Source organism: Micromonospora sp. NPDC023956 (assembly GCF_040639195.1).
GTDB lineage: Bacteria > Actinomycetota > Actinomycetes > Mycobacteriales > Micromonosporaceae > Micromonospora.
In genome coordinates, this window is the sequence record NZ_JBEZZN010000012.1 from 115,394 (window position 1) to 136,189 (window position 20,796).

Annotated in this window: 17 protein-coding genes and 1 other RNA gene; 13 read left to right on the forward strand and 5 right to left on the reverse strand. The window is 72.0% G+C overall.

All coding sequences use genetic code 11. From position 1 onward, the window contains the following. Positions 1-21: 21 nt before the first annotated feature. The 4 genes from mtrB to raiA all read left to right on the forward strand — a co-directional run bounded on the left by mtrB (position 22) and on the right by raiA (position 5,128). A complete protein-coding gene (gene mtrB / locus AB0F58_RS22385; RefSeq protein WP_357146323.1) occupies positions 22-1,719 on the forward strand; it encodes an MtrAB system histidine kinase MtrB in 1,698 nt (565 codons plus the stop codon). After that, positions 1,716-3,548 carry an LpqB family beta-propeller domain-containing protein gene (locus AB0F58_RS22390; RefSeq protein WP_357146063.1) on the forward strand — a complete coding sequence of 611 codons (1,833 nt, stop codon included), beginning with the start codon at positions 1,716-1,718 and terminating at the stop codon, positions 3,546-3,548. Before mtrB ends, AB0F58_RS22390 begins: the two co-directional genes overlap by 4 nt. Positions 3,549-3,553: 5 nt before the next feature. After that, on the forward strand, positions 3,554-4,255 hold the full coding sequence (locus AB0F58_RS22395; RefSeq protein ID WP_357146066.1) for a ComF family protein: 702 nt from the start codon (positions 3,554-3,556) through the stop codon (positions 4,253-4,255). Positions 4,256-4,501: 246 nt separating this feature from the next. Beyond that, positions 4,502-5,128 (forward strand): ribosome-associated translation inhibitor RaiA, encoded by a 627-nt coding sequence (raiA, locus tag AB0F58_RS22400; protein WP_357146070.1) that lies wholly within the window; start codon positions 4,502-4,504, stop codon positions 5,126-5,128. 139 nt (positions 5,129-5,267) lie between these two features. Here raiA and AB0F58_RS22405 read toward each other — a convergent pair whose 3' ends face one another. Next, positions 5,268-6,377, reverse strand: coding sequence for a GNAT family N-acetyltransferase (locus AB0F58_RS22405; protein ID WP_357146073.1), 1,110 nt, complete (start codon positions 6,375-6,377; stop codon positions 5,268-5,270). 160 nt (positions 6,378-6,537) lie between these two features. Further along, positions 6,538-7,698 carry a GNAT family N-acetyltransferase gene (locus AB0F58_RS22410; protein WP_357146076.1) on the reverse strand — a complete coding sequence of 387 codons (1,161 nt, stop codon included), beginning with the start codon at positions 7,696-7,698 and terminating at the stop codon, positions 6,538-6,540. Between the two features lie 170 nt (positions 7,699-7,868). On the opposite strand from AB0F58_RS22410, the gene secA reads away from it, so the two are divergent. Next, on the forward strand, positions 7,869-10,787 hold the full coding sequence (gene secA, locus AB0F58_RS22415; protein ID WP_357146078.1) for a preprotein translocase subunit SecA: 2,919 nt from the start codon (positions 7,869-7,871) through the stop codon (positions 10,785-10,787). A 172-nt stretch (positions 10,788-10,959) separates the two neighbouring features. On the opposite strand, the gene AB0F58_RS22420 is transcribed toward secA, so the two are convergent. Beyond that, positions 10,960-11,556 carry an Rv3235 family protein gene (locus AB0F58_RS22420; protein ID WP_357146080.1) on the reverse strand — a complete coding sequence of 199 codons (597 nt, stop codon included), beginning with the start codon at positions 11,554-11,556 and terminating at the stop codon, positions 10,960-10,962. 100 nt (positions 11,557-11,656) lie between these two features. Continuing rightward, positions 11,657-11,887: a helix-turn-helix domain-containing protein gene (locus AB0F58_RS22425; protein ID WP_357146083.1), complete on the reverse strand. Its 231-nt coding sequence runs from the start codon at positions 11,885-11,887 to the stop codon at positions 11,657-11,659. 178 nt (positions 11,888-12,065) lie between these two features. Between AB0F58_RS22425 and AB0F58_RS22430 the strand changes: the two genes are divergently transcribed. Beyond that, the gene (locus AB0F58_RS22430) at positions 12,066-12,575 is read left to right on the forward strand and encodes a hypothetical protein (protein ID WP_357146085.1); all 510 of its coding nucleotides are present in this window, start codon (positions 12,066-12,068) and stop codon (positions 12,573-12,575) included. Positions 12,576-12,644: 69 nt separating this feature from the next. On the opposite strand, the gene AB0F58_RS22435 is transcribed toward AB0F58_RS22430, so the two are convergent. Next, positions 12,645-13,664 carry a hypothetical protein gene (locus AB0F58_RS22435; protein ID WP_357146088.1) on the reverse strand — a complete coding sequence of 340 codons (1,020 nt, stop codon included), beginning with the start codon at positions 13,662-13,664 and terminating at the stop codon, positions 12,645-12,647. A gap of 356 nt (positions 13,665-14,020) precedes the next feature. Between AB0F58_RS22435 and pruA the strand changes: the two genes are divergently transcribed. From pruA to ssrA, 7 genes are all read left to right on the forward strand, one after another. After that, positions 14,021-15,649, forward strand: a complete 1,629-nt coding sequence (gene pruA, locus AB0F58_RS22440) for an L-glutamate gamma-semialdehyde dehydrogenase (RefSeq protein ID WP_357146091.1) — start codon at positions 14,021-14,023, stop codon at positions 15,647-15,649. A 320-nt stretch (positions 15,650-15,969) separates the two neighbouring features. After that, positions 15,970-16,488 (forward strand): helix-turn-helix transcriptional regulator, encoded by a 519-nt coding sequence (locus tag AB0F58_RS22445; protein WP_357146094.1) that lies wholly within the window; start codon positions 15,970-15,972, stop codon positions 16,486-16,488. A gap of 190 nt (positions 16,489-16,678) precedes the next feature. Beyond that, on the forward strand, positions 16,679-17,800 hold the full coding sequence (prfB, locus tag AB0F58_RS22450; RefSeq protein WP_357146097.1) for a peptide chain release factor 2: 1,122 nt from the start codon (positions 16,679-16,681) through the stop codon (positions 17,798-17,800). 119 nt (positions 17,801-17,919) lie between these two features. Next, complete coding sequence (gene ftsE / locus AB0F58_RS22455; RefSeq protein WP_088980521.1) at positions 17,920-18,600, forward strand: cell division ATP-binding protein FtsE; 681 nt, start codon at positions 17,920-17,922, stop codon at positions 18,598-18,600. 109 nt (positions 18,601-18,709) lie between these two features. After that, complete coding sequence (gene ftsX, locus AB0F58_RS22460) at positions 18,710-19,585, forward strand: permease-like cell division protein FtsX (protein ID WP_357146100.1); 876 nt, start codon at positions 18,710-18,712, stop codon at positions 19,583-19,585. A 132-nt stretch (positions 19,586-19,717) separates the two neighbouring features. Next, entirely contained in the window at positions 19,718-20,197 is a 480-nt protein-coding gene (gene smpB / locus AB0F58_RS22465; RefSeq protein ID WP_357146103.1) for an SsrA-binding protein SmpB, read from the forward strand. 117 nt (positions 20,198-20,314) lie between these two features. Next, positions 20,315-20,690, forward strand: a transfer-messenger RNA (tmRNA) gene (ssrA, locus tag AB0F58_RS22470). Positions 20,691-20,796: the final 106 nt, after the last annotated feature.

The window sequence follows — 20,796 nt, forward strand, 5'->3', positions numbered from 1 at the left end:
CCGTCCCACCGGTTCCCCGCCGTGTGGGCCTTCTGGCACGCCCTCGTCGGGTGGTCCGGTCGGCTGACCGCCGGGGTACGGCAGACCTGGCGGCGGTCCCTCCAGGTGCGTGTGGTGACCATCACCCTCGTCGCCTCCAGCCTGCTGGTCGGCGGGTTCGCGTACCTCGTCGCCGACAAGATCACCGGCATCCTGCTGGAGAACGCGCAGACCGACGTGCTGATGCGGCTGACGAGCGGGCGGGAGTACTCCGAGAAGCAGTTCCGGGTGTTCAGCCAGCCGCAGGAGGCGAAGCTCCAGGAGACCCTGGACGGCACGGTCAACTACCTCGCCGGTGGGGGCGACCCGACCCAGACCGGTGGGGTGGTGGTCGCCATCACCGCCGACCAGCACTCCGGCGTGCTCCAGTCGCGCACCTCGCTGGACGTGGACGTCCGGCCCCTGGTCAGCCCGGAGCTGCGGGCCGCGGTCGCCGACGGCCAGGTCGCCCACCAGATCCGCACCGGGCAACTCACCGGCGAACGGGCCACCTACCTGGTGTACGGCTCCCCCGTGCCGACCCGCTTCGGTCAGGTCGAGCTGTACTACTTCGTACCGCTGACCCGGCAGGCCGAGACGGCCGGCGACGCACGGGCCACCGTGGTCGCCACCGGGGTGGCGCTGGTGCTCCTGCTCGGGCTGCTGGCGGCCCTGGTGACCCGGCTGGTGGTCAGCCCGGTCCGGGCGGCGGCCCGGACCGCCCAGCGCCTCTCCGCCGGTCTGCTCGACCAGCGGATGACCGTCAACGGCGAGGACGACCTCGCCCTGCTCGCCGCCTCGTTCAACCAGATGGCGACCAACCTCCAGCGGCAGATCCTCCGGCTGGAGGAGATGTCCCGGATCCAGCGCCGGTTCACCTCCGACGTCTCGCACGAACTGCGGACCCCGTTGACCACGGTCCGGATGGCGGCGGACCTGATCTTCGCGGAGCGGGACGACTTCGACCCGGCGGTGGCCCGCAGCGCCGAACTGCTCCAGGCCGAGCTGGACCGCTTCGAGGAACTCCTCACCGACCTGCTGGAGATCAGCCGGTTCGACGCCGGGTTCGCGATGCTCGACGCCGAGCCGACCGACCTGGTGCCGGTGGTGCAGCGGGTGGCCGACCGGCTCGGCAGCCTCGCCGAGCGGGTCGGTGTGCCGCTGGAGCTGGACGTCCCGACCAGCCCGGTGATCGCCGAGGTGGATCCGCGCCGGGTGGAGCGGGTGCTGCGCAACCTGGTCGGCAACGCGGTCGAGCACGGCGAGGGGCGGCCGGTCCGGATCACCCTCGGCGTGGACGAGACCGCCGTGGCGGTGACCGTGCGCGATCACGGGGTGGGGCTGAAGCCGGGGGAGGAGAAGCTGGTGTTCAACCGGTTCTGGCGGGCCGACCCGTCCCGCGCCCGGCAGACCGGGGGGACCGGCCTCGGTCTCTCGATCAGCCTGGAGGACGCCCGGCTGCACGGCGGTTGGCTGGAGGCGTGGGGGGCGCCGGGGCAGGGGGCGCAGTTCCGGCTGACCCTGCCCGCCCGCGCCGGGGACCGGTTGACCACCTCGCCGCTGCGGCTGGTGCCCGCCGACGTGGCGCTGCCCTTCGGCGGCCCGCGCGACGGGGAGCTGCTGGCCATCGGCCCCGGTCCCGGCGGGGCGCTGGCGATCGGCCCGGCGGGCGACGGTGAGCGGGTCGAGGTCCGCCCGTGAACCGGCGGGTGGTGGCGGCCCTGCTGACCGGGGTGCTGCTGGCGCCCGGCCTGACCGGCTGCGGCATCCCGCGGTTCTCGGAGGTACGGGTGGACGGCCCAGGACCGGTCGGGGCGGCCGGATCGGTCAACGGTCGCAATCCGGAGCCACCACCGCGCGGTGCCAGCGGCAGCGACTCCGCCGCGTTCATCCGTAACCTCCTCGCCGCCCCGGCCGGCGAGCCGAACCGGGCGTACGACCGGGTGTTGCAGTTCATCGCCCCGGAGGACCGCAACCGGCTCCAGGCGAAGCAGGGCAGCGACTTCGCGGTGAACGTGGTCCGGCTGCTCGACGACCCGGTGACCACGGTGAACCCGCAGGGCACCACCGGCGAGGAGGCCACCTTCTCGGTCCGGGTCACCGTGCAGCAGGTCGGGCTGCTGCGGGCCAACGGCACGCTCGCGCCCCCGGTGGCGACCGAGACCCAGTACCAGTTCGACCTGCGGGCCGCCGCACCGGCCGGGTCCGGCGACGACGACGCCGGCTACTACGTCGTGGACCCGCCGAGCACGCTGCTCCTCAGCGACGAGGCGCTCCGCGAGTACTACCAGCCCTCCACGGTCTACTTCTGGAACTCCGACCAGACCCGGCTCGTCCCGGACCAGCGGTACCTCCCCCTCGCGGTGCCCAGGGAGCGTCGGGTCACCGAGGCGGTCGGCTGGCTCACCGACGGCCCCTCGGAGTGGCTGACCCCGACCGTCACCCGGCTGCCCGACGGCGCTCAACTGATCAACAACGCCACCGAGACCGACGGTCGGTGGGAGATCGACATCGCGATGTCGGGCGAGGACGGGGAGAAGCTCGACCGGCTCGTCACCCAACTCGCCTGGTCGCTGCCGGACGTCGACGGTCCGCTGGAGTTGAAGGTCCGCAACCAGACCCGCCGGAAGATCCCGAGCGCCGCCGAGCACCGGCTCACCCATCCCGTGTACCAGCTCCGGCAGGACCCCCAGCGGTTCTGCGTGTACGAGGGGGTGGTGCGCCCGCTGGCGTTCCTCGGCGAGGTCAGCGGCACCGAACCGGTCGCCCCGGCGGACAACCGCGCCGTCGTCTCCGCCGGGCTCAGCCGGGCCGGTGAGCAGATCCTCGCCGCGCTGGTGGTGACCGACGGCCGGCGTCAGCGGCTCGCGGTGGGCAGCGGGGTGGCTCCGGTACGGGTCGCCGCCCGCAGCGCCGCGACCTACGCCTCGATCGGCCGGCCGGTCTGGCTGAAGACGCCGAACGTCCGGGGCGCGCACGGGCTGGTGGTCGCCGACGGCAGACTCCACCGCTTCGACACCAACGCCCACCTCACCCCGGTGCCGTTGATCGTGCCCGGCCCGGTCACCGCGGTCGCCGCCGCGCTGGACGGGTACCGGATCGCGCTGGTCGCCGGCGGCCGGTTGTACGTGGCGGCGGCGAGCGTGGACGGCGGCGGGGTCACCGTCGGGCCGACCCGGCAGGTGCCCACCTCGCTGACCGCGCTCACCGCGGTGGACTGGGCCGGGGAGTCCCGGCTGGTCCTGGCCGGTGCCCAGGCACAGCCGGCGGTCTTCGAGGTCAGCGTGGACGGGGCCGGCGCCGAGGTGGCGCTCCGGACCGACCTCGGCGCCAAGGTCACCCACCTGGCCACCTACCCGGACAACCCGGTCGCCCCGTTCACCCGCAGCCCGGTGATGTACGAGGCGAACCGGGTGACCTGGGCCGGGCCGCCGCTCACCCAGGTCCTGCGGGAGCAGGTCCAGGGGGTCGGGCCGGCAGGAGCCGACGCCCCGCCGGGTAGCCCGACCGCCCCCTTCTTCCTCTTCTGATCCGCATGCCGGGCGGCCTCTGGGCGGACCTCGCCGACCTGGTGCTGCCGGTGGAGTGCGCCGGCTGTCGGGCCCGGCGGGTCCCGCTGCGGCACGGCTGCTGCGCCGACTGCGTCGCCACGCTGGGCGCGCTGCGGCCCGTTCCGGTGCGCCCCGAGCCCGCCCCCGTCGGCCTGCCGCCCTGTGTCGCCCTCGGCGCGTACGACGGGGTGCTGCGGGAGGCGCTGCTGGCGTACAAGGAACGGGGCCGGCACGGCCTGGCCCGGCCGCTGGGCGGGCTGCTGGCGGAGGTGGTGGCGGTGGCGGTCGGCGAGGTCCGGCCGGTGTTGCTGGTGCCGGTGCCGGACACGGCCGCCGCGGCGCGCGCCCGCTACGGCGACCACCTCGGCCGGCTGGCCCGGCACACCGCGGCCCGGCTGCGGGCGGCCGGCTGGCCGGTGCGGGTGCGGCGGCCGGTGCGCGCCCTGCCCCGGCCGGACTCGGTGGGGCTGGACAGCGCCGGCCGGGCTGTGGCTGCGGCCTCGGCCTTCCGGCTGCGGGCGTGGCCCCCCACCGGCCCGGTCGACCGCAGCGGCACGGTGGTGGTGCTCGACGACATCCTCACCACGGGGGCCACCCTGGCGGCGGTCGGGCGCGTGCTCGGTGCGGCCGGACTGCCGCCGGCCGTGGCGGCGGTGCTCGCGGCGACCAGGAAACACTCACCATAGTGACTCTCCGTGGTTCCGTTTCACCCCATGGTGACCGAGCTGTGAAATTCTCTGGTCCGCCAGGACAACTGGGGGTGACTGCTCGGCGAGGAGGAGTTAGCGTTTCGGTGTCGGGGGTAGGAGGGTTCCCATCCACCGCTCCCGGCGTGGAAGGAGGCGTAGCCGTACCAACCGGTCGACGCCGCAGGGATGCCCCCCGAGTCGGCCGGATCCGGATCTGAAGACCATCCGATCAAGGGAGGTCACGTGGACATCGTGGTCAAGGGCCGTAACGTCGAAGTGCCGGACCATTACCGGGTGCACGTAGCAGAGAAACTCGCGAAGATCGAGCGTTACGATCACAAGATCATCCGCGTCGACGTCGAGTTGTTCCACGAGCGGAACCCACGCCAGGCGGACCACTGCCAGCGCGTCGAGATCACCTGTGTGTCGCGCGGGCCGGTGGTCCGGGCGGAGGCCTGCACCAACGACTTCTACAGCGCGCTCGACGCGGCCATCGCGAAGTTGGACACCCGGCTCCGCCGGGCGGCCGACCGCCGCCGTGTCCACCGGGGACGACACGCGCCGATCTCGGTCGCCGCCGCCACGGCCGGACTGCCGGTCGCGGATCTCGGTGAGCCCACCTTCTCCACCAGCGCGCCCAGCACGGCCACCGCGGTCGCCGAGCGGGACGAGGAGCCCGACGACCAGCCCTGGCACATCGCGCGGGAGAAGGTGCACCCCGCCCAGCCGATGACCGTCGACGACGCTCTCTTCGAGATGGAGCTCGTCGGGCACGACTTCTACCTGTTCCACAACAAGGAGTCGGGCCGCCCGTGCGTGGTCTACCGCCGCCACGCCTACGACTACGGCCTGATCTCCCTGGACATCTGAGTCCGTCCGGTGGGGGTCGCCCACCCGCGACCCCCACCTCTCCCCACCGCTGCCCTCCCGGTCGATCAGGTCGTCGGCGGCGACACCGGTCGTCGAGTCCGCTGTCGCCCCCGTGGCCGACGCCGGGACGGCGCGGCCGTCAGCTGCGGTCGGTGGGCAGGAGCGCGTAGATCACGGAATCGACGCGGGTGCCCTCCGGGCCGGGCAGACGACCGCGCTGGACACCCTCCCGGCGGAAGCCCACCTTCTCCAGTACCCGTTGCGGTGCCACGTTCTCCGGCCGGCAGCCGGCCCAGAGCCGGGCGACGCCCACCGTGTCGAAGGCCCAGTCGACCACCAGGCGTACCGCTCGGGTGAGCAGGCCGCGCCCCCGCCAGTCGGGCAGCATGCTCGCGCCGAGCATGGCCTGGCCGGTGAGCGGTTCGTCGTACCGCAGGGCGAGGCCGCCACCCGCCTCGCCGGTGGCCACGTCGACCACGACCAGGTCGGCCACCGTACCGATCAGCCAGCTGCTCGCCGCCCTCCGGCACCGCCGCTCGGTCTCGGCCCGGCCCGGCGGCTCCGGCGGCACCCGGTTGGCGACCACCTCGGGGAGGGTGTGCAGCCGGTGCATCAGGTCCACGTCGTCGGCCCCGGTGGGGCGCAGGGCGACCACGCCGTCGGTGAGTCCGTTCGGCGGGAGGTCCGGCAGGAGCCGGTGCGTCGGTCCGGGCGGGTCGTCGGCGAGGCGTACCCAGGCGATCGAGTCGCGGCGTCCGCCGCCGCGCTGCGGGCTGGCGGCCCGGCGTACCCCCTCGTGCCGGTAGCCGGCGGCGAGCGCGACCCGCTGGCTCGCCACGTTCTCCTCGCGGGTGAACAGCTCCAGTCGGACCAGGCCGCTGGCGAAGGCGTGCCCGGTCAGCGCCCGGGTGGCGGCGGTGGCCACACCCCGGCCCCGGGCCCAGGGGGCCACCCAGTAACCGATCTCGGCCTGCCGGCGCATCGGCACCAGCCGGTCGACGCCCACCGCGCCGAGGAACCGGTCGGAGTCCGGGTCGGCGACGGCGTACGCCATCCCGCCGTTGGCCCAGACCGCCGGGGCGCCCTCGCCGACCCACCACCGGGCGTCCGCCTCGGTGTACGGGCTGGGCAGCCCGTCGAGGAACTGCCGCACGAGCGGGTCGTCGCAGCCGGCCACCAGGTCCGCGACGTCGTCGTCCCGGTACGGCCGCAGCCGTACCCCGTCGCCCTCGATCACCTGTCGTTCCATCCCGCTCCCCGTTCGGTCTCGGATCATGGTCGTCGTCCGGCCGCCGCATGGTCCCGCGTCTCACCGGCCGGCATGCTCCCGCGTCCCACCGGCCGGTCTGGTTCCGCGTCTCACCCGCCGGAATGGTCCCGCGTCTCACCGGCCGGTCTGGTCCCGCGTCTCACCGGCCGGTCTGGTCGGCGGCGAGCAGCGCGCCCACCCAGGCGTCGGCGCGCGTGTCGCGGTGGGTGATGGCCGCCCGGGAGATGCCCTCCATCCGGAAGCCGGCCTTCTCGGCGGCCCGCCGGGAGGCGGTGTTGCCGACGTTGGCCCGCCACTCGACACGGGCCAGCCCGAGAGTGGTGAACCCCCAGGTGGCGACCGCCGCCAGGGCGGCCGGCAGGTAGCCACGGCCGCGCGCGTGCGGTGCGGTGAGGAAGCCGACGTCGGCCAGCGCCGGGTCCACTGGTGAGATGCGCAGGTCGACGTTGGCCACGTAGGCGTCGTCGGGGTCCGCGACGGTGAAGCAGGCGGCCCGCCCGTCGGCCCAGGTCGACCGGTGGTAGGCGAGGTACGACTCGGCATCCGATCGCCGGTACGGGTCGGGCACGCTGGTCCAGCGGACCGTCTCCGGATCCTGGCAGGTGACCACGAGGGCGTCCAGGTCCCGCTCGTCCATCGCGCGCAGCCGTAGTTCGACCGCGCCGACGGTGGCGAACAGGTCGGGGTGCGGCCGACCGAAGACGGCCGCCCGGCGGGCCGCCAGGGTGCCCGGTCCGGCCGGGCCCGGCGTTCCGGGCTCCGGTACCTCGCCGGGCAGCAGCGAGCCGATCCAGCCGTCCGCGGGGCCCTCGGGCGGTGGTGCGGCCAGCCGGAGCCGGCCCTCGATCCGGAAGCCGGCGCGCAGCGCGGCCAGCCGGGAGGCGTGGTTGCCCAGGCCGGCCTGCCAGATGATCCGGCGCAGCTCCAGCCGGTCGAACGCCCACCGGGCCACCGCCCGGGTCGCCCGGGCGGCGAGGTTGCGTCGCCGGGCCCACGGGGCGGTCCAGTACCCGATCTCGCCGGAGCGCAGGCCGCGGTCGATGCTCACCAGCCCGCAGGAACCGAGCAGCTCGCCGCTGTCGGCGTCGCAGACGGCGAAGGCCGCCGAGGTGCCGTCGGCCCAGCCCCCCGGTGCGACGTCGGTCACGAAGGCGTGCGCGTGCTCGGGCAGGTACGGCCGGGGCACCGTCGTCCAGCGCTGGATGTCCGGGTCCTGGCAGGCCCGGTGCACGTCGGCGGCGTCGGTGGGACGCCACGGGCGCAGCAGCAGGCCGTCCTCGGTGATCTCCACAGGCTCCACCGGGCCATCGTGCCCGACCGTTCGCGCTGGGCGTAACCGGATAATCCCGTGCACACGGTCGTGACGCGTGTCTTGTGCCGGTTTCCGGGGAGCTCACGTACGCCACCAGTGACCATAGGGCCGGTGGAACGCCTACGATGGTTCGAGACTGTCTAGGGGAGCGTTGATCCGTGTCGATTCTGGAAAAGGTTCTTCGCGCCGGCGAGGGCCGCATGGTGCGCCGGTTGAAGGCCATCGCCGTCGCCGTCAGCTCGATCGAGGACGAGTACGTCAACCTCACCGACGACGAGCTGCGCGGCATGACCGACCACTTCAAGGAGCGGATCGCCGACGGGGAGTCCCTCGACGACCTCCTGCCCGAGGCGTTCGCGGTGTGCCGGGAGGCGGCGGCCCGGGTGCTCGGCCAGCGACCGTACGACGTCCAGGTGATGGGTGGGGCGGCGCTGCACTTCGGCAACATCGCCGAGATGAAGACCGGTGAGGGCAAGACCCTGACCTCGGTCATGCCGGTCTACCTCAACGCCCTCTCCGGTAAGGGCGTGCACGTGGTCACCGTCAACGACTACCTCGCGCAGCGCGACGCCGAGTGGATGGGACGGGTGCACGAGTTCCTCGGTCTCACCGTCGGCGTGGTGCTGCCGAACCGGCCGGCGGTCGAGCACCGGGCGGCGTACGAGTGCGACATCACGTACGGCACCAACAACGAGTTCGGCTTCGACTACCTGCGCGACAACATGGCCTGGTCGAGGGACGACCTGGTCCAGCGCGGCCACAACTTCGCGGTGGTCGACGAGGTCGACTCGATCCTGATCGACGAGGCCCGGACCCCGCTGATCATCTCCGGTCCGGCCGAGCACTCCGCCCGGTGGTACCAGGAGTTCTCCACCGTGGTGGCCCGCCTCCAGCCCGGCAAGGACGGCGAGGGCGACTACGAGGTCGACTACGCCAAGCGCACCATCGCGGTCACCGAGCGCGGCGTGGCCAAGGTGGAGGACCGGCTGGGCATCGACAACCTGTACGAGTCGGTGAACACCCCGCTGGTCGGCTACCTCAACAACGCGATCAAGGCCAAGGAGCTCTACAAGCGCGACAAGGACTACATCGTCAACGACGGTGAGGTCATGATCGTCGACGAGTTCACCGGCCGGATCCTGCACGGCCGCCGGTACAACGAGGGCATGCACCAGGCGATCGAGGCCAAGGAGGGGGTGGAGATCAAGCAGGAGAACCAGACCCTGGCCACCATCACCCTCCAGAACTACTTCCGCCTCTACTCCAAGCTCTCCGGCATGACCGGTACGGCGCAGACCGAGGCGGGCGAGTTCAACAAGGTCTACAAGGTCGGCGTGGTGAGCATCCCCACGCACCGGCCGATGGTCCGTCAGGACCGCCCCGACGTCATCTACAAGACCGAGAAGGCCAAGTTCAACGCGGTGGTGGAGGACATCGCCGAGCGGCACGAGGCGGGTCAGCCGGTGCTGGTCGGCACGGTCTCGGTGGAGAACTCCGAGATCCTCTCCACGCTGTTGCGGCGGCGCGGCATCCCGCACGCGGTGCTGAACGCGAAGTTCCACGCCCGGGAGGCGGAGATCGTCGCCCAGGCCGGTCGTAAGGGTGCGGTCACCGTCGCCACCAACATGGCCGGTCGTGGTACGGACATCCTGCTCGGCGGCAACCCCGAGTTCCTCGCCGCCTCCGAGCTGCGCCAGCGCGGCGTCGACCCGGCCGAGGAGCCGGAGGAGTACGCCAAGGCGCTGGAGGAGATCCTGCCCAAGTGGAAGCAGGCCTGCGAGGCGGAGGCCGACGAGGTCTCCGCCGCGGGCGGCCTCTACGTGCTGGGCACCGAGCGGCACGAGTCCCGCCGGATCGACGACCAGCTGCGCGGCCGGTCCGGCCGGCAGGGCGACCCGGGCGAGTCGCGCTTCTACCTTTCCCTCCAGGACGAGCTGATGAAGCGGTTCCGGGCGGGCGCGGTCGAGGCGGTGATGGAGCGCTTCAACATCCCGGAGGACGTGCCCATCGAGTCGAAGATGGTCACCCGCCAGATCAAGAGCGCGCAGGCCCAGATCGAGGGGCAGAACGCCGAGATCCGCAAGAACGTCCTCAAGTACGACGAGGTCATGAACAAGCAGCGGCAGGTGGTCTACGCCGAGCGGCTGCGCGTGCTCAACGGGGAGGACCTCTCCGACCAGGTGCGCAACATGATCGACGACGTCGTCGGGGCGTACGTGGTGGGAGCCACCAGCGACGGGTACGCCGAGGACTGGGACCTCGAACAGCTCTGGACGAACCTCAAGCAGCTCTACCCGGTCGGCGTGACCATCGAGGAGCTGGAGGAGGAGGTCGGCGGCTCGCGGGCCAGCGTCGACCAGGACTTCCTGGTCAGCCGGCTCAAGGAGGACGCGCACGCCGCGTACGACCGCCGGGAGGAGACCCTCGGCGTCGAGGCGGTACGCCAGCTGGAGCGGATGGTCCTGCTCCAGGTGATCGACCGCAAGTGGCGTGAGCACCTCTACGAGATGGACTACCTCCAGGAGGGCATCAGCCTGCGGGCGTACGCCCAGCGCGACCCGGTGGTGGAGTACCAGCGCGAGGGCTTCGACATGTTCGCCACCATGATGGACGGCATCAAGGAGGAGACGGTCGGCTTCCTCTACAACCTGGAGGTCCAGGTCGAGGAGCCCGAGGCGGAGCCGGAGCAGGTCCAGCTGCTGGAGAAGCCGGTCGAGATCCGGGCCAAGGGCCTGAACCGGACCCCGCAGCAGCAGGGCCTCCAGTACTCCGCGCCGACCATCGACGGGGAGGCCGGCGCGGGTGCGGTGACCGTGGAGCGGCCGGAGGAGCAGCCTGCCGAGCCGCCGCGCCAGTCCGCCCCGGCCCTCGGCCTCGGCGGAGCCGCTCCGCAGCGCCCCGCCCCCGCCCGCCCGTCGGCCGGTCTGCGCGGCCCCGCCGCCCCGTCCCCGAGTGCCCGCCGGGCACCCACCGGCCAGGCCGAGGGGGGCAACGGTCCGTCCCGGAACGCGCCCTGCCCGTGCGGCTCCGGCCGGAAGTACAAGCGCTGCCACGGTGCGCCCAACGGCGGCAACTGACCGACCCGTACGACCAACGAGGGGCGTCCACCGTACGCGGTGGGCGCCCCTCGCGGCGTTCCCTGCACCGGGGGCGGGGCCTCGTCCCGGGGCCCCTCGGCCTGCACCAGATGGTCTGCGGCCCGACCTGGCCGCCCGGGTCGACGACCTGCCCCGGCGACGCCCTGGCGGGTCAGAGGATCTGGAGGACGACGCAGATCCAGCCCGGCCCGCGACGTTCCAGCCGAACCGCCATCGCCCAGCTCCGCCCGTTCGGCCCGGCCAGGACGGCGGCGGCCTCGATCGCGGCCGGTTGCGGCTGGCACACCCGGAGCCGGCGCAGCCGCACCACGGGGCGCGTGGCGCGCCGCCGGACCGGCCCGAGTCGGGCGGTGGCCAGGGCGAGCTGTTCCAGGACGGCGGCCGTCCGCAGCGGGTCGGTGAGGGGCCGGAGCTGGCCCGGCGGCCGGTAGCCGTTGACGACTTCCAGGCAGGTGCCGACGAAGCGGTGCGCCACGCGGGTCGCCTCCGGGGTGGTCGTGGCGGGCGGTCCGACGGCGGGAGCGGCCGGGCGGGGCGGACGTGGCGCGGTGGGGCGGTGCGTGGGGCGCCCGGCGGGCCGTCCCCGACCGGGACGAGCGGCGTCGACCAGGTCGAGGGCGAGCTGGGTGGCGGACGGACGCGGCCAGAGATCGGCGAGCTGGTCGTCGGCGAACGGCGGCTCGAGGGGCGGCGCGGGGCGCAACCGGACCGGAGGACGTGGTGGCACCGGACGGCGGGAGTCGACCATCGGTCCCCCTTATTTCCTTCGTTTGCCTGTGTTTGCCTCCGACAGCCTCCATCTTCGGGCACTGAGCGGCTCCGGTCAATGTCCGACGGTGCTCGGGCGGCTACTCCGTGCCATCCCGGTCGGTGAGCGGGTTGGCACGTACCCATTCGGCGGTTTCGGCGTACTTGCGCTGGATGTACTCCTCCAGCTGGACGCGTTCGACCCGCCACTGGCCCCTGCCGCCGATCTTGATGGCGGGCAGTTCCCCGCTGCGGACCATGTGGTAGACCTGGGAGTCGGTGACGTTGAGTTCGGCCGCCACGTCGGACAGCAGCAGGAACCTCGGTTCCATCTCGGACCCCTCGCGTTGCCGTCGTTTGCCTCAGTTTGCCACCGGCGGCGACCGGGGCGCACCGGGTCGGGCGGGGATGCCTCTCCGCCGGTCGCCCCGGGGTGTACTACGGTCACGGCGTCCGGCGCGGCCGGCGTCCCGGCCGGACGACCGGCCGGCCTCGAGCGGGGAGACCAGCGTGACCGACGACCTTGTCCGGGTGTACGTGCCGGCGACCGTACCGATGCTGAACCGGCTGCGCGACGAGGGCCTCCCGGCCGGCGCGGCGCATGCGGTCACCCCCGGCCTGCGCGAGTGGTACGCCGAGGGGGACGAGGAGGAGCTGGAGTACGTCGCCTTCACCCGGGCCGCCCAGGACGCGCTGCGGCTGCTGCACGACGACCCGTCCGCGCCCCGCCGACGCGTGGTGGTCTCGGTGGACGTCCCGGCCGGGGCGGTCGGTCGGCCGGACGGCGAGCTCGGCTCCAGCGTCGTCGACCTGGTCCGGGCGGTCCCGCTGGCGGCGGTGGCCGCCCTGCACGTCGACGGGGAGGAGGCGGGCGCGGACGTGACCGCCGCCGTGGCGGTCGTCGACCGGGCGCTCGCGGGTGACGAGGACGCCCAGTTCACCGTCGACGGTGTCGAGGACCACGAGCTGGAGTGGTACGACCCCTCCGAGCTGGACCTGCTGCTGCGTACCGACTCCTGACCGTCGCTCGGCGGACCGGCGGCGCCGGGTGACGCGACTGGCGTCGGCCGCGCCGCCCGAGGGCGCCGGTCAGTCGTCGGTCGGGTCGTCCTCGTCCTCGTCCTCGTCGCCGGTGGCGGCCGGGCCGAGGGTGCGGCCGAAGGCGATCATCGCGGTGAGCGCGCCGACGAAGAGCACCCAGATGCCGTTGTCGAGGCGGGAGGTGCCCAGGGTGGTCTGGGCCACCGCGTCCGCCTCGCTGAGCGCGGCGGCCAGGTCGAGCAGCGAGCGTCCGCCGACCCGGAGGACCACCTCGGTGAGCAGCAGCAGCAGACCCGAACCGGCCCCGGCCACCAGGTACGCCGGCCACCGGTCGGCCGGCGCGTCCGGGGCCCGTCGCAGCGTCCGGCGCCGGGCCAGGTGGAGGTAGCCGAAGGCGGCCAGCCCGGCGACCAGCCCGGCGAGCAGGGACTCCGTGCGGGAGACCCACCGGGCCGCGCCGATCATGGCCTCCTGGGTGCCGTCACCCCCGTAGAGCGCGAAGAGCGGGTCACGGACCCGGCTGAACGCCACCACGAAGAGCAGGACGGCGAGAGCGGCGGTGACCACCGCCCCGACCACCCGGGTGTTGCCGGCACCGGCCAGCGCGCCGCCGACGACGGCCGCCGCGGCGGTGGTGCCGGCGATCACGTTCGTGGTGGCGTTGTCCGCGTAGCAGAGGTTGATCGACACGGCGGTCAGGAGCCCGACGAGCAGGCCGGCCCCGGTGGCCGTGACGAAGCGGACGGTGGCCCGGTCGACACCCCGGCGGGCGAGCAGGTTGGTCACCGCGAGCGCGCCCCCACCCCCGGCGACCAGGGCCGCCGAGATGACCCCGGGCAGCGCGTACGCGGAGAGGCTGACCGCGGTGACCCCGGCCTGCGCCGAGGCGATCGCGGCCCGGGTGGACCAGAGCATGGCGGCCAGCCAGCCGAGCGCGAGCAGCGCGAGGACGACGGCCCCCGGGGCGGGCGCCGACCGGCCCGCCGGGACGGCGGTCTCCCCGGGCGACGGGTCGTCGACCGGCTGGTCCGGGTCCGCGGCCGTCGAGCTGCCGGGCTGCTGGGTCATCGTCTCCCCTTCGACGCGAACGCGCGCCAGCTCCTGCGCTCCGACGGGTACGGTCTCCGACGGGTACGGGAAGGTGGCGGGCGGGTCACCGGCTCCCCAGGGTACGCGCCCGCCGGGCGGGCCGGCTCGGGTGTGAGCAGGGGCCACCGGTTGCCGCCTCCCCGGGAGCGAGCGGCCCCTGCGACCACCCCGTCCGGGCGGGACGTGGGCGGCTAGGTGGGCGGGGTCGGTCGTGGGAGAATCGCGGCAGGTCCCGTCGCCGCGATCCGGTGAGGCGTCACGCCCGGTGGCCGGCCGTCCGGTCGGTGGCTGCGGGTCCGGTTTCGCCACCGCCGTCGAGATCGCCAGGAGCTGTGATGGACGCCGTGTTCTCCGTACCCGAGCCGCGTAACGAGCCGGTACGCGCCTACGAGCCGGGCAGTGCCGACCGGGAGCGGCTCGAACGGCGCCTCGCCGAGCTGGCCGCCGAGCGGCTGGAGCTGACCATGACCGTCAACGGTGAGCAGCGGATGGCCGGTGGCGAGCGGATCGACGTGGTGCAGCCGCACCGGCACGCGCACGTGCTAGGGGTCACCGCGCACGCCGACCACGCCGACGCGCGGGGGGCGGTCAAGGCCGCCCTGGACGCGGCTCCGATGTGGCGGGCGCTGCCGTTCGAGGAGCGGGCGGCGATCTTCCTGCGCGCGGCCGAGCTGCTCGCCGGACCGTGGCGGGACACGCTCAACGCGGCCACCATGCTCGGTCAGTCGAAGACGGTGATCCAGGCGGAGATCGACTCGGCCTGCGAGTTCGTCGACTTCCTCCGGTACAACGTGCACTTCGCGCGGCGGCTCCTGGAGGAGCAGCCGTTGTCGTCGCCGGGGGTGTGGAACCGCTTCGACCACCGCCCGTTGGAGGGCTTCGTCTACGCGATCACCCCGTTCAACTTCACCGCGATCGCCGGCAACCTCCCCTCGGCCCCGGCGCTGCTGGGCAACACCGTGGTCTGGAAGCCCGCGCCGACCCAGCAGTTCGCGGCGCACTTCACCATGCGGCTGTTCGAGGCGGCCGGGCTGCCCCCGGGTGTGATCAACATGGTCACCGGGCGGGGGGAGGAGGTCTCCGAGGTGGTCCTCGCCGACCCCGACCTGGCGGGTATCCACTTCACCGGGTCGACCAAGGTGTTCCAGCACCTCTGGCGGACCGTCGGGGAGAACATCGCCCGGTACCGGGGCTACCCGCGGCTGGTCGGCGAGACCGGCGGCAAGGACTTCGTGGTGGCGCACCCCAGTGCCGACGTGGACGCGCTGCACACCGCCCTGATCCGGGGCGCCTACGAGTACCAGGGACAGAAGTGCTCGGCGGCGTCGCGGGCGTACGTCCCCCGTTCCATCTGGGAGGGCGGGCTGCGGGACCGGCTGGCCGCCACCGCCGATTCGCTGACCTACGGCGACGTCACCGACCTCTCGAACTTCGGCGGCGCGGTGATCGACTCCAGGGCGTTCGACCGGCACACCGCCGCGCTGGAGCTGATCTCCTCTGACGACAGTTGCCGGGTGCTGGCCGGCGGCACCGCCGACGACTCGGTCGGGTGGTTCGTCCGGCCGACCCTGTTCGAGTGCACCGACGGCACGCACGAGACGTTCACGACCGAGTACTTCGGTCCGATCCTCGGCGTGCACGTCTTCGACGACGCCCGCTTCGACGACGTGGTCGCCCAGGCCGAGTCGGTGGCCCCGTACGCGCTGACCGGGTCGATCTTCGCGACCGACCGCCGGGTGGTCGAGGCGGTCGGGGAGCGGATGCGGTACGCGGCCGGCAACTTCTACGTCAACGACAAGCCGACCGGGGCGGTGGTCGGGCAGCAGCCGTTCGGTGGCGCCCGGGCCAGCGGCACCAACGACAAGGCCGGCTCCTGGCACAACCTGGTCCGGTGGATGTCGCCGCGCACCATCAAGGAGACTTTCGTCCCACCGACCGAGCACACCTACCCGCACATGGGCTGAGGTCGTCCGGACGCATCGCGTCCGGTCGGTGTCGTGCCGACGGGCCCCGTTCCGCCGTCACCGGTGGGGTGGGGCCCGTCCGCGTGCCACCGGACCGACCCGGCGAGGTGGATTATGGGCGAAAACAGACAAGCGACCGGGGCTGTCCTGTACCCTCCGTAATCAGTTGATCATATAGGTAGCCGTCCTTCAGGCTCCCGGATCCATCGATCATGCTCTAATGGACTGTCGTCCTCCGACAGTGCACATAGGAAGTGACGCAGGGTGCTGATTGTGTCAAATCCTGGACGCCGGGGCAGCAAAGTGGCAGCGTAATAGGCATGGCGGATTCCGGAATCAACCCCACAGCGGCGGCCCTGCTCGGGCTGCTCCACGAGGGTCCAATGACAGGCGGTCAACTGATGGCCGCCGCTGAGCGCCGGCTGGCGCCCTACTGGTCGATGACCCGCAGTCAGGTCTACCGAGAGTTGCCGGTACTGGCCGAGCGCGGACTCGTCCGGATGGGCAAGCCCGGTCCACGTTCCAGCCAGCCGTACGCGATCACCCCGTCCGGGAAGCGGACGTTCACCCGCTGGCTCGCGGAGGGGCCGGGCAAGGACACCATCCGCAACCCGGTCGCGCTGCGGATCGCCTTCGGCGACCTGCACTCGGCCAGCCAGCTGCGCAACCTCTACACCTCGGCGAACGAGTACCACACCGAGGCGTTGGCGCACGTCCGCGAGCAGGTGCGCAACGCCAAGAAGGAGGGTGCCGCCTTCGACGCGAGCGCCCTGGAGTTCGCGGTCGCCTACCACAAGGCCGCGCTGACCTGGCTGAAGAACGCTCCGGTCCCCGGCTGAGCGCCGATCCGCCGCCGGGCCCGCCCGCGGACCGTGGAGCCGTACCGGCCCGCTGCCCATCCGCACGACCCCCACTAGCCACCCGGACGGGGGCCGGTGACGCCCGCCGTGCCCCTCGCCCGGATGCTTTCCGCTCCGACGGCGGGGCTCGCCGGTCCGTTCCCAGCTCCCGCCGGTACGCTTGGCTGTCGTGACCGCTGCCGATTACGCCGAACAGCTCAAGGAACTCGACGCGACCCTGCGCAACATCGAGGCCGTCCTCAACCTCGACCGGCTGCACGAGGACAAGGCCCGCCTCGAGCAGCAGGCCTCCGCGCCGGACCTGTGGGACGACCAGGCCCGCGCCCAGCAGGTGACCTCGCAGCTGTCGTACGTCAACGGCGAGATCAGCAAGCTGGGCAGCCTCCGGTCCCGGCTCGACGACGCCCGCGTCCTGCTGGAGCTGGCCGAAGCCGAGTCGGACTCCGGCGTGCTCACCGAGGTGGAAACCGAGATCACCGGGCTGACCAAGGCCATCCAGGAGATGGAGGTGCGCACCCTGCTCTCCGGGGAGTACGACTCCCGGGAGGCGCTGGTGGCGATCCGGGCCGGGGCCGGCGGCGTCGACGCGGCGGACTTCGCCGAGATGCTGCTACGGATGTACCTGCGCTGGGCCGAGCGGCACGGTTACCCGACCGAGGTCTACGAGACCTCGTACGCCGAGGAGGCCGGCCTGAAGTCGGCGACCTTCGCGGTGAAGGTGCCGTACGCGTTCGGCACGCTCAGCGTGGAGTCCGGCACTCACCGGCTGGTGCGGATCAGCCCCTTCGACAACCAGGGGCGGCGGCAGACCAGCTTCGCCGGGGTCGAGGTGCTCCCGGTGGTGGAGCAGACCGACCACATCGACATCCCCGAGAACGAGATGCGGATCGACGTCTACCGGTCCTCCGGGCCGGGTGGGCAGAGCGTCAACACCACCGACTCGGCGGTCCGGATCACCCACATCCCGACCGGCATCGTGGTCACCTGCCAGAACGAGAAGTCCCAGCTCCAGAACAAGGCGTCCGCGATGCGGGTGCTCCAGGCCCGGCTGCTGGAGCGCAAGCGCCAGGAGGAGCAGGCCAAGATGGAGGGGCTGAAGACCGACGCCGCCGGTTCGTGGGGTGACCAGATGCGGTCGTACGTCCTGCACCCGTATCAGATGGTGAAGGATCTGCGTACCGAGCACGAGACGGGCAACCCGACCTCGGTCTTCGACGGTGAGCTGGACGCCTTCATCGAGGCGGGGGTCCGGTGGCGGAAGCAGCGACAGCTGGCCGATGACGGTGCGTGATCGACTCCGGGCGGAGCGCGTTGATCGATTGTCGCGTAACCTACTAAATCGATGACTCCGCACGCGTCGGCGGGGCGTGGGGGACGCCCCGCCCGTCACACGGCGTAGACTCCCTCTCCGTGATTCAGCTTGAGCAAGTGACGAAGACGTACCCGAAGGCGTCCCGCCCGTCGCTCGACAACGTGTCGGTCTCGATCGAGAAGGGCGAGTTCGTCTTCTTCATCGGCCCTTCCGGCTCCGGCAAGTCCACTATCATCAAGCTCCTGCTGCACGAGGTCAGCCCCAACAAGGGGCGGGTCATCGTGAACAGCAAGGACGTCACGTCCATGCGGTCCTGGAAGCGGCCCCAGTTCCGGCGCTCCATCGGCTGCGTGTTCCAGGACTTCCGGCTGCTGCCCAACCGCACCGCGTACGAGAACGTGGCGTTCGCCCTCGAGGTGATCGGCAAGACCAAGGCGGTCGCCCGCCGGGTCGTGCCCGAGGTGCTGGAGCTGGTCGGCCTCGGTGGCAAGGAGCACCGGTACCCGCACGAGCTCTCCGGCGGTGAGCAGCAGCGGGTCGCGGTGGCCCGGGCGTTCGTGAACCGGCCGTTGATCCTGCTGGCGGACGAGCCGACCGGAAACCTCGACCCGGACACCTCCATCGAGATCATGCGCCTGCTGGACCGGATCAACCGCACCGGCACAACGGTCGTGATGGTCACGCACGACTCCAACATCGTCAACCAGATGCGCCGCCGGGTCGTCGAGATCGAGAGCGGGCGCATCGTGCGGGACCAGGCCCGCGGCGTCTACGGCTGAGCCCGCCGGCCCGCCGTTTCCGGCGGGCCCGCGGCTCGCCGCTCCCGGAACGGGGCCCTGCGGCCCGATCTGACGACGAACACTTGCCGGAGACCCGGAGGAATACCCGATGCGCGTTAAATACGTCCTGTCCGAGGTGCTGGTCGGACTGTGGCGCAACGTGACCATGACCATCGCCATGATCATCACGATGGCGGTGTCCCTGACCATGCTCGGTGCCAGCGGTCTGATGTACCGCCAGGTCTCCGACATGAAGGAGCTCTACTACGAGAACATCGAGGTGTCGATCTTCCTCAAGACCGACGTCCCCGCCGAGGAGCGCGACGCGCTCCGCGCCAAGCTGGACGGCGACCCGTTGGTCGAGGAGGTCGTCTACGTCAACAAGGACGAGGCGTTCCAGCGCTTCCAGCAGATGTTCCAGGACGCGCCGGACCTCCTCGGCGCCGTCCAGGCGGATGTGCTGCCCGAGTCGTTCCGGCTCAAGCTGACCAATCCGCAGGAGTACCGGTCGATCTACGAGCAGTACAAGAACGAGGCGGGGGTCGACGAGATCGTCGACCAGAGCGCGCTGCTCGACAAGATCTTCAACATCCTGACCGCGATCCAGAACATCGCGCTCGCCGCCGCGGCCGTGATGGCCATCGCGGCCCTCCTCCTGGTGGCCAACACCATCCAGGTCGCCGCGTACAGCAAACGGCGTGAGGTGGCGGTCATGAAGCTGGTCGGCGCCTCCAACTGGTTCATCCAGGCGCCGTTCGTGCTGGAGGCGGTGGTCGCCGGCCTGGTCGGTTCACTGCTCGGCCTGCTCGCCCTGATCGGCGCCAAACAGTTCCTCTTCGACGGGTCGTTGCAGTCCCTTCAGGGCCTGCTCTCCCCGGTCAGTTGGGGCGACATCCTGATCATGTTCCCGCTGATGGCGGGTGTGGGTGGTCTCGTCAGCGCGATCACCGCCTGGGTCACGCTCCGCTTCTACCTGCGGGTCTAGTTGCTCATACGGGTCACCTCCGGGCGATGAGGGCCCTCCGGCACCGGGAACAAATGGTGCCGGAGGGCCCTTTCCGTTCAGGTAGCATGGGCGGGCTGTCCGCCGGGTCGATCACGAAAGGGGTGTGGGCCGATGCCACGGGAGAAGGGGCGGAAGGTCGTCGCCTCCAACCGCCGGGCGCGGCACGACTACAGCATCCTCGACACGTACGAGGCGGGCATGGCGCTGACCGGCACGGAGGTCAAGTCGCTGCGCGCGGGGCGGGCGTCCCTGGTGGACGCGTTCGCCCAGGAGCGTGACGGGGAGCTCTTCCTGCACGGCATGCACATCCCGGAGTACGTCCAGGGCACGTGGACCAACCACGAGCCCCGGCGGACCCGGAAGCTGCTGCTCAATCGCCTGGAGATCGACCGGCTGATCGGCAAGAGCCGGGAGGGCGGCCTCACCATGGTGCCGTTGCAGGTCTACTTCTCGGACGGCTGGGCCAAGGTCGAGATCGGGCTGGCCAAGGGCAAGAAGGCCTACGACAAGCGTCAGGATCTGGCCAAGCGGGACGCGGACCGGGAGATCAACCGGGCGATGGGTCGGCGTGGGAAGGGAATGTCCGAGTGACTTCGTCCCGTTCGTCCCGTTCGTTTGCCTGGCCGGGGCGCCGGGTGGGGCTCGGGATGAAACCCGTTGCGCGAGGCGTTAGGCTTTGAAGGTGCTGCCGACAGGGGCAGCCGACGAGGGGGTGACTGGTTTCGACTTCGTGCGTGGCGTCAGGGGAAGCGAGCCGAGGAAGCCGACGTCGTCTCGTGAATCGGTCGTCGGAAACCAATAAGCGCCAAGAACAATCGCGCTGACTTCGCTCTCGCCGCCTGAGGCGAGTAGCAAGTCTGTCGGCCTGGGAGTGCCTTCGACCCAGTTAGCCGGCATCAGCTAGGAGGCTGGCCAAGCGGACCCGGTCGCGGGGTCCGTGCGGCGAGATTAATCAGCGACTGGGCCCGTCACACCGACTCGCTCGCGTGATCGGAGGGGCCGAGTAGAGGCACAGCGAGCTGCGCTCGGAGAAGCCCTGACAAGGCGGCGAAGGACCCGGGTTCGATTCCCGGCACCTCCACCACCGTGATGCGCCCCGGTCCCACCAGTGGACCGGGGCGCATCGCCGTCTGCGGGGCGGGGCCGGCCCGTCGCGGCCGGTGGGAACCGGGAAGGCGTCGGCGTACGTC

Coding starts and splice junctions, on each gene's coding strand:
- AB0F58_RS22395 (WP_357146066.1), top strand. CDS start 3,554: ATGCCGGGCGGCCTCTGGGCGGACCTCGCCGACCTGGTGCTGCCGGTG.
- AB0F58_RS22405 (WP_357146073.1), bottom strand. CDS start 6,377: ATGGAACGACAGGTGATCGAGGGCGACGGGGTACGGCTGCGGCCGTAC.
- AB0F58_RS22420 (WP_357146080.1), bottom strand. CDS start 11,556: ATGGTCGACTCCCGCCGTCCGGTGCCACCACGTCCTCCGGTCCGGTTG.
- AB0F58_RS22425 (WP_357146083.1), bottom strand. CDS start 11,887: ATGGAACCGAGGTTCCTGCTGCTGTCCGACGTGGCGGCCGAACTCAAC.
- AB0F58_RS22435 (WP_357146088.1), bottom strand. CDS start 13,664: ATGACCCAGCAGCCCGGCAGCTCGACGGCCGCGGACCCGGACCAGCCG.
- pruA (WP_357146091.1), top strand. CDS start 14,021: ATGGACGCCGTGTTCTCCGTACCCGAGCCGCGTAACGAGCCGGTACGC.
- AB0F58_RS22445 (WP_357146094.1), top strand. CDS start 15,970: ATGGCGGATTCCGGAATCAACCCCACAGCGGCGGCCCTGCTCGGGCTG.
- ftsX (WP_357146100.1), top strand. CDS start 18,710: ATGCGCGTTAAATACGTCCTGTCCGAGGTGCTGGTCGGACTGTGGCGC.
- smpB (WP_357146103.1), top strand. CDS start 19,718: ATGCCACGGGAGAAGGGGCGGAAGGTCGTCGCCTCCAACCGCCGGGCG.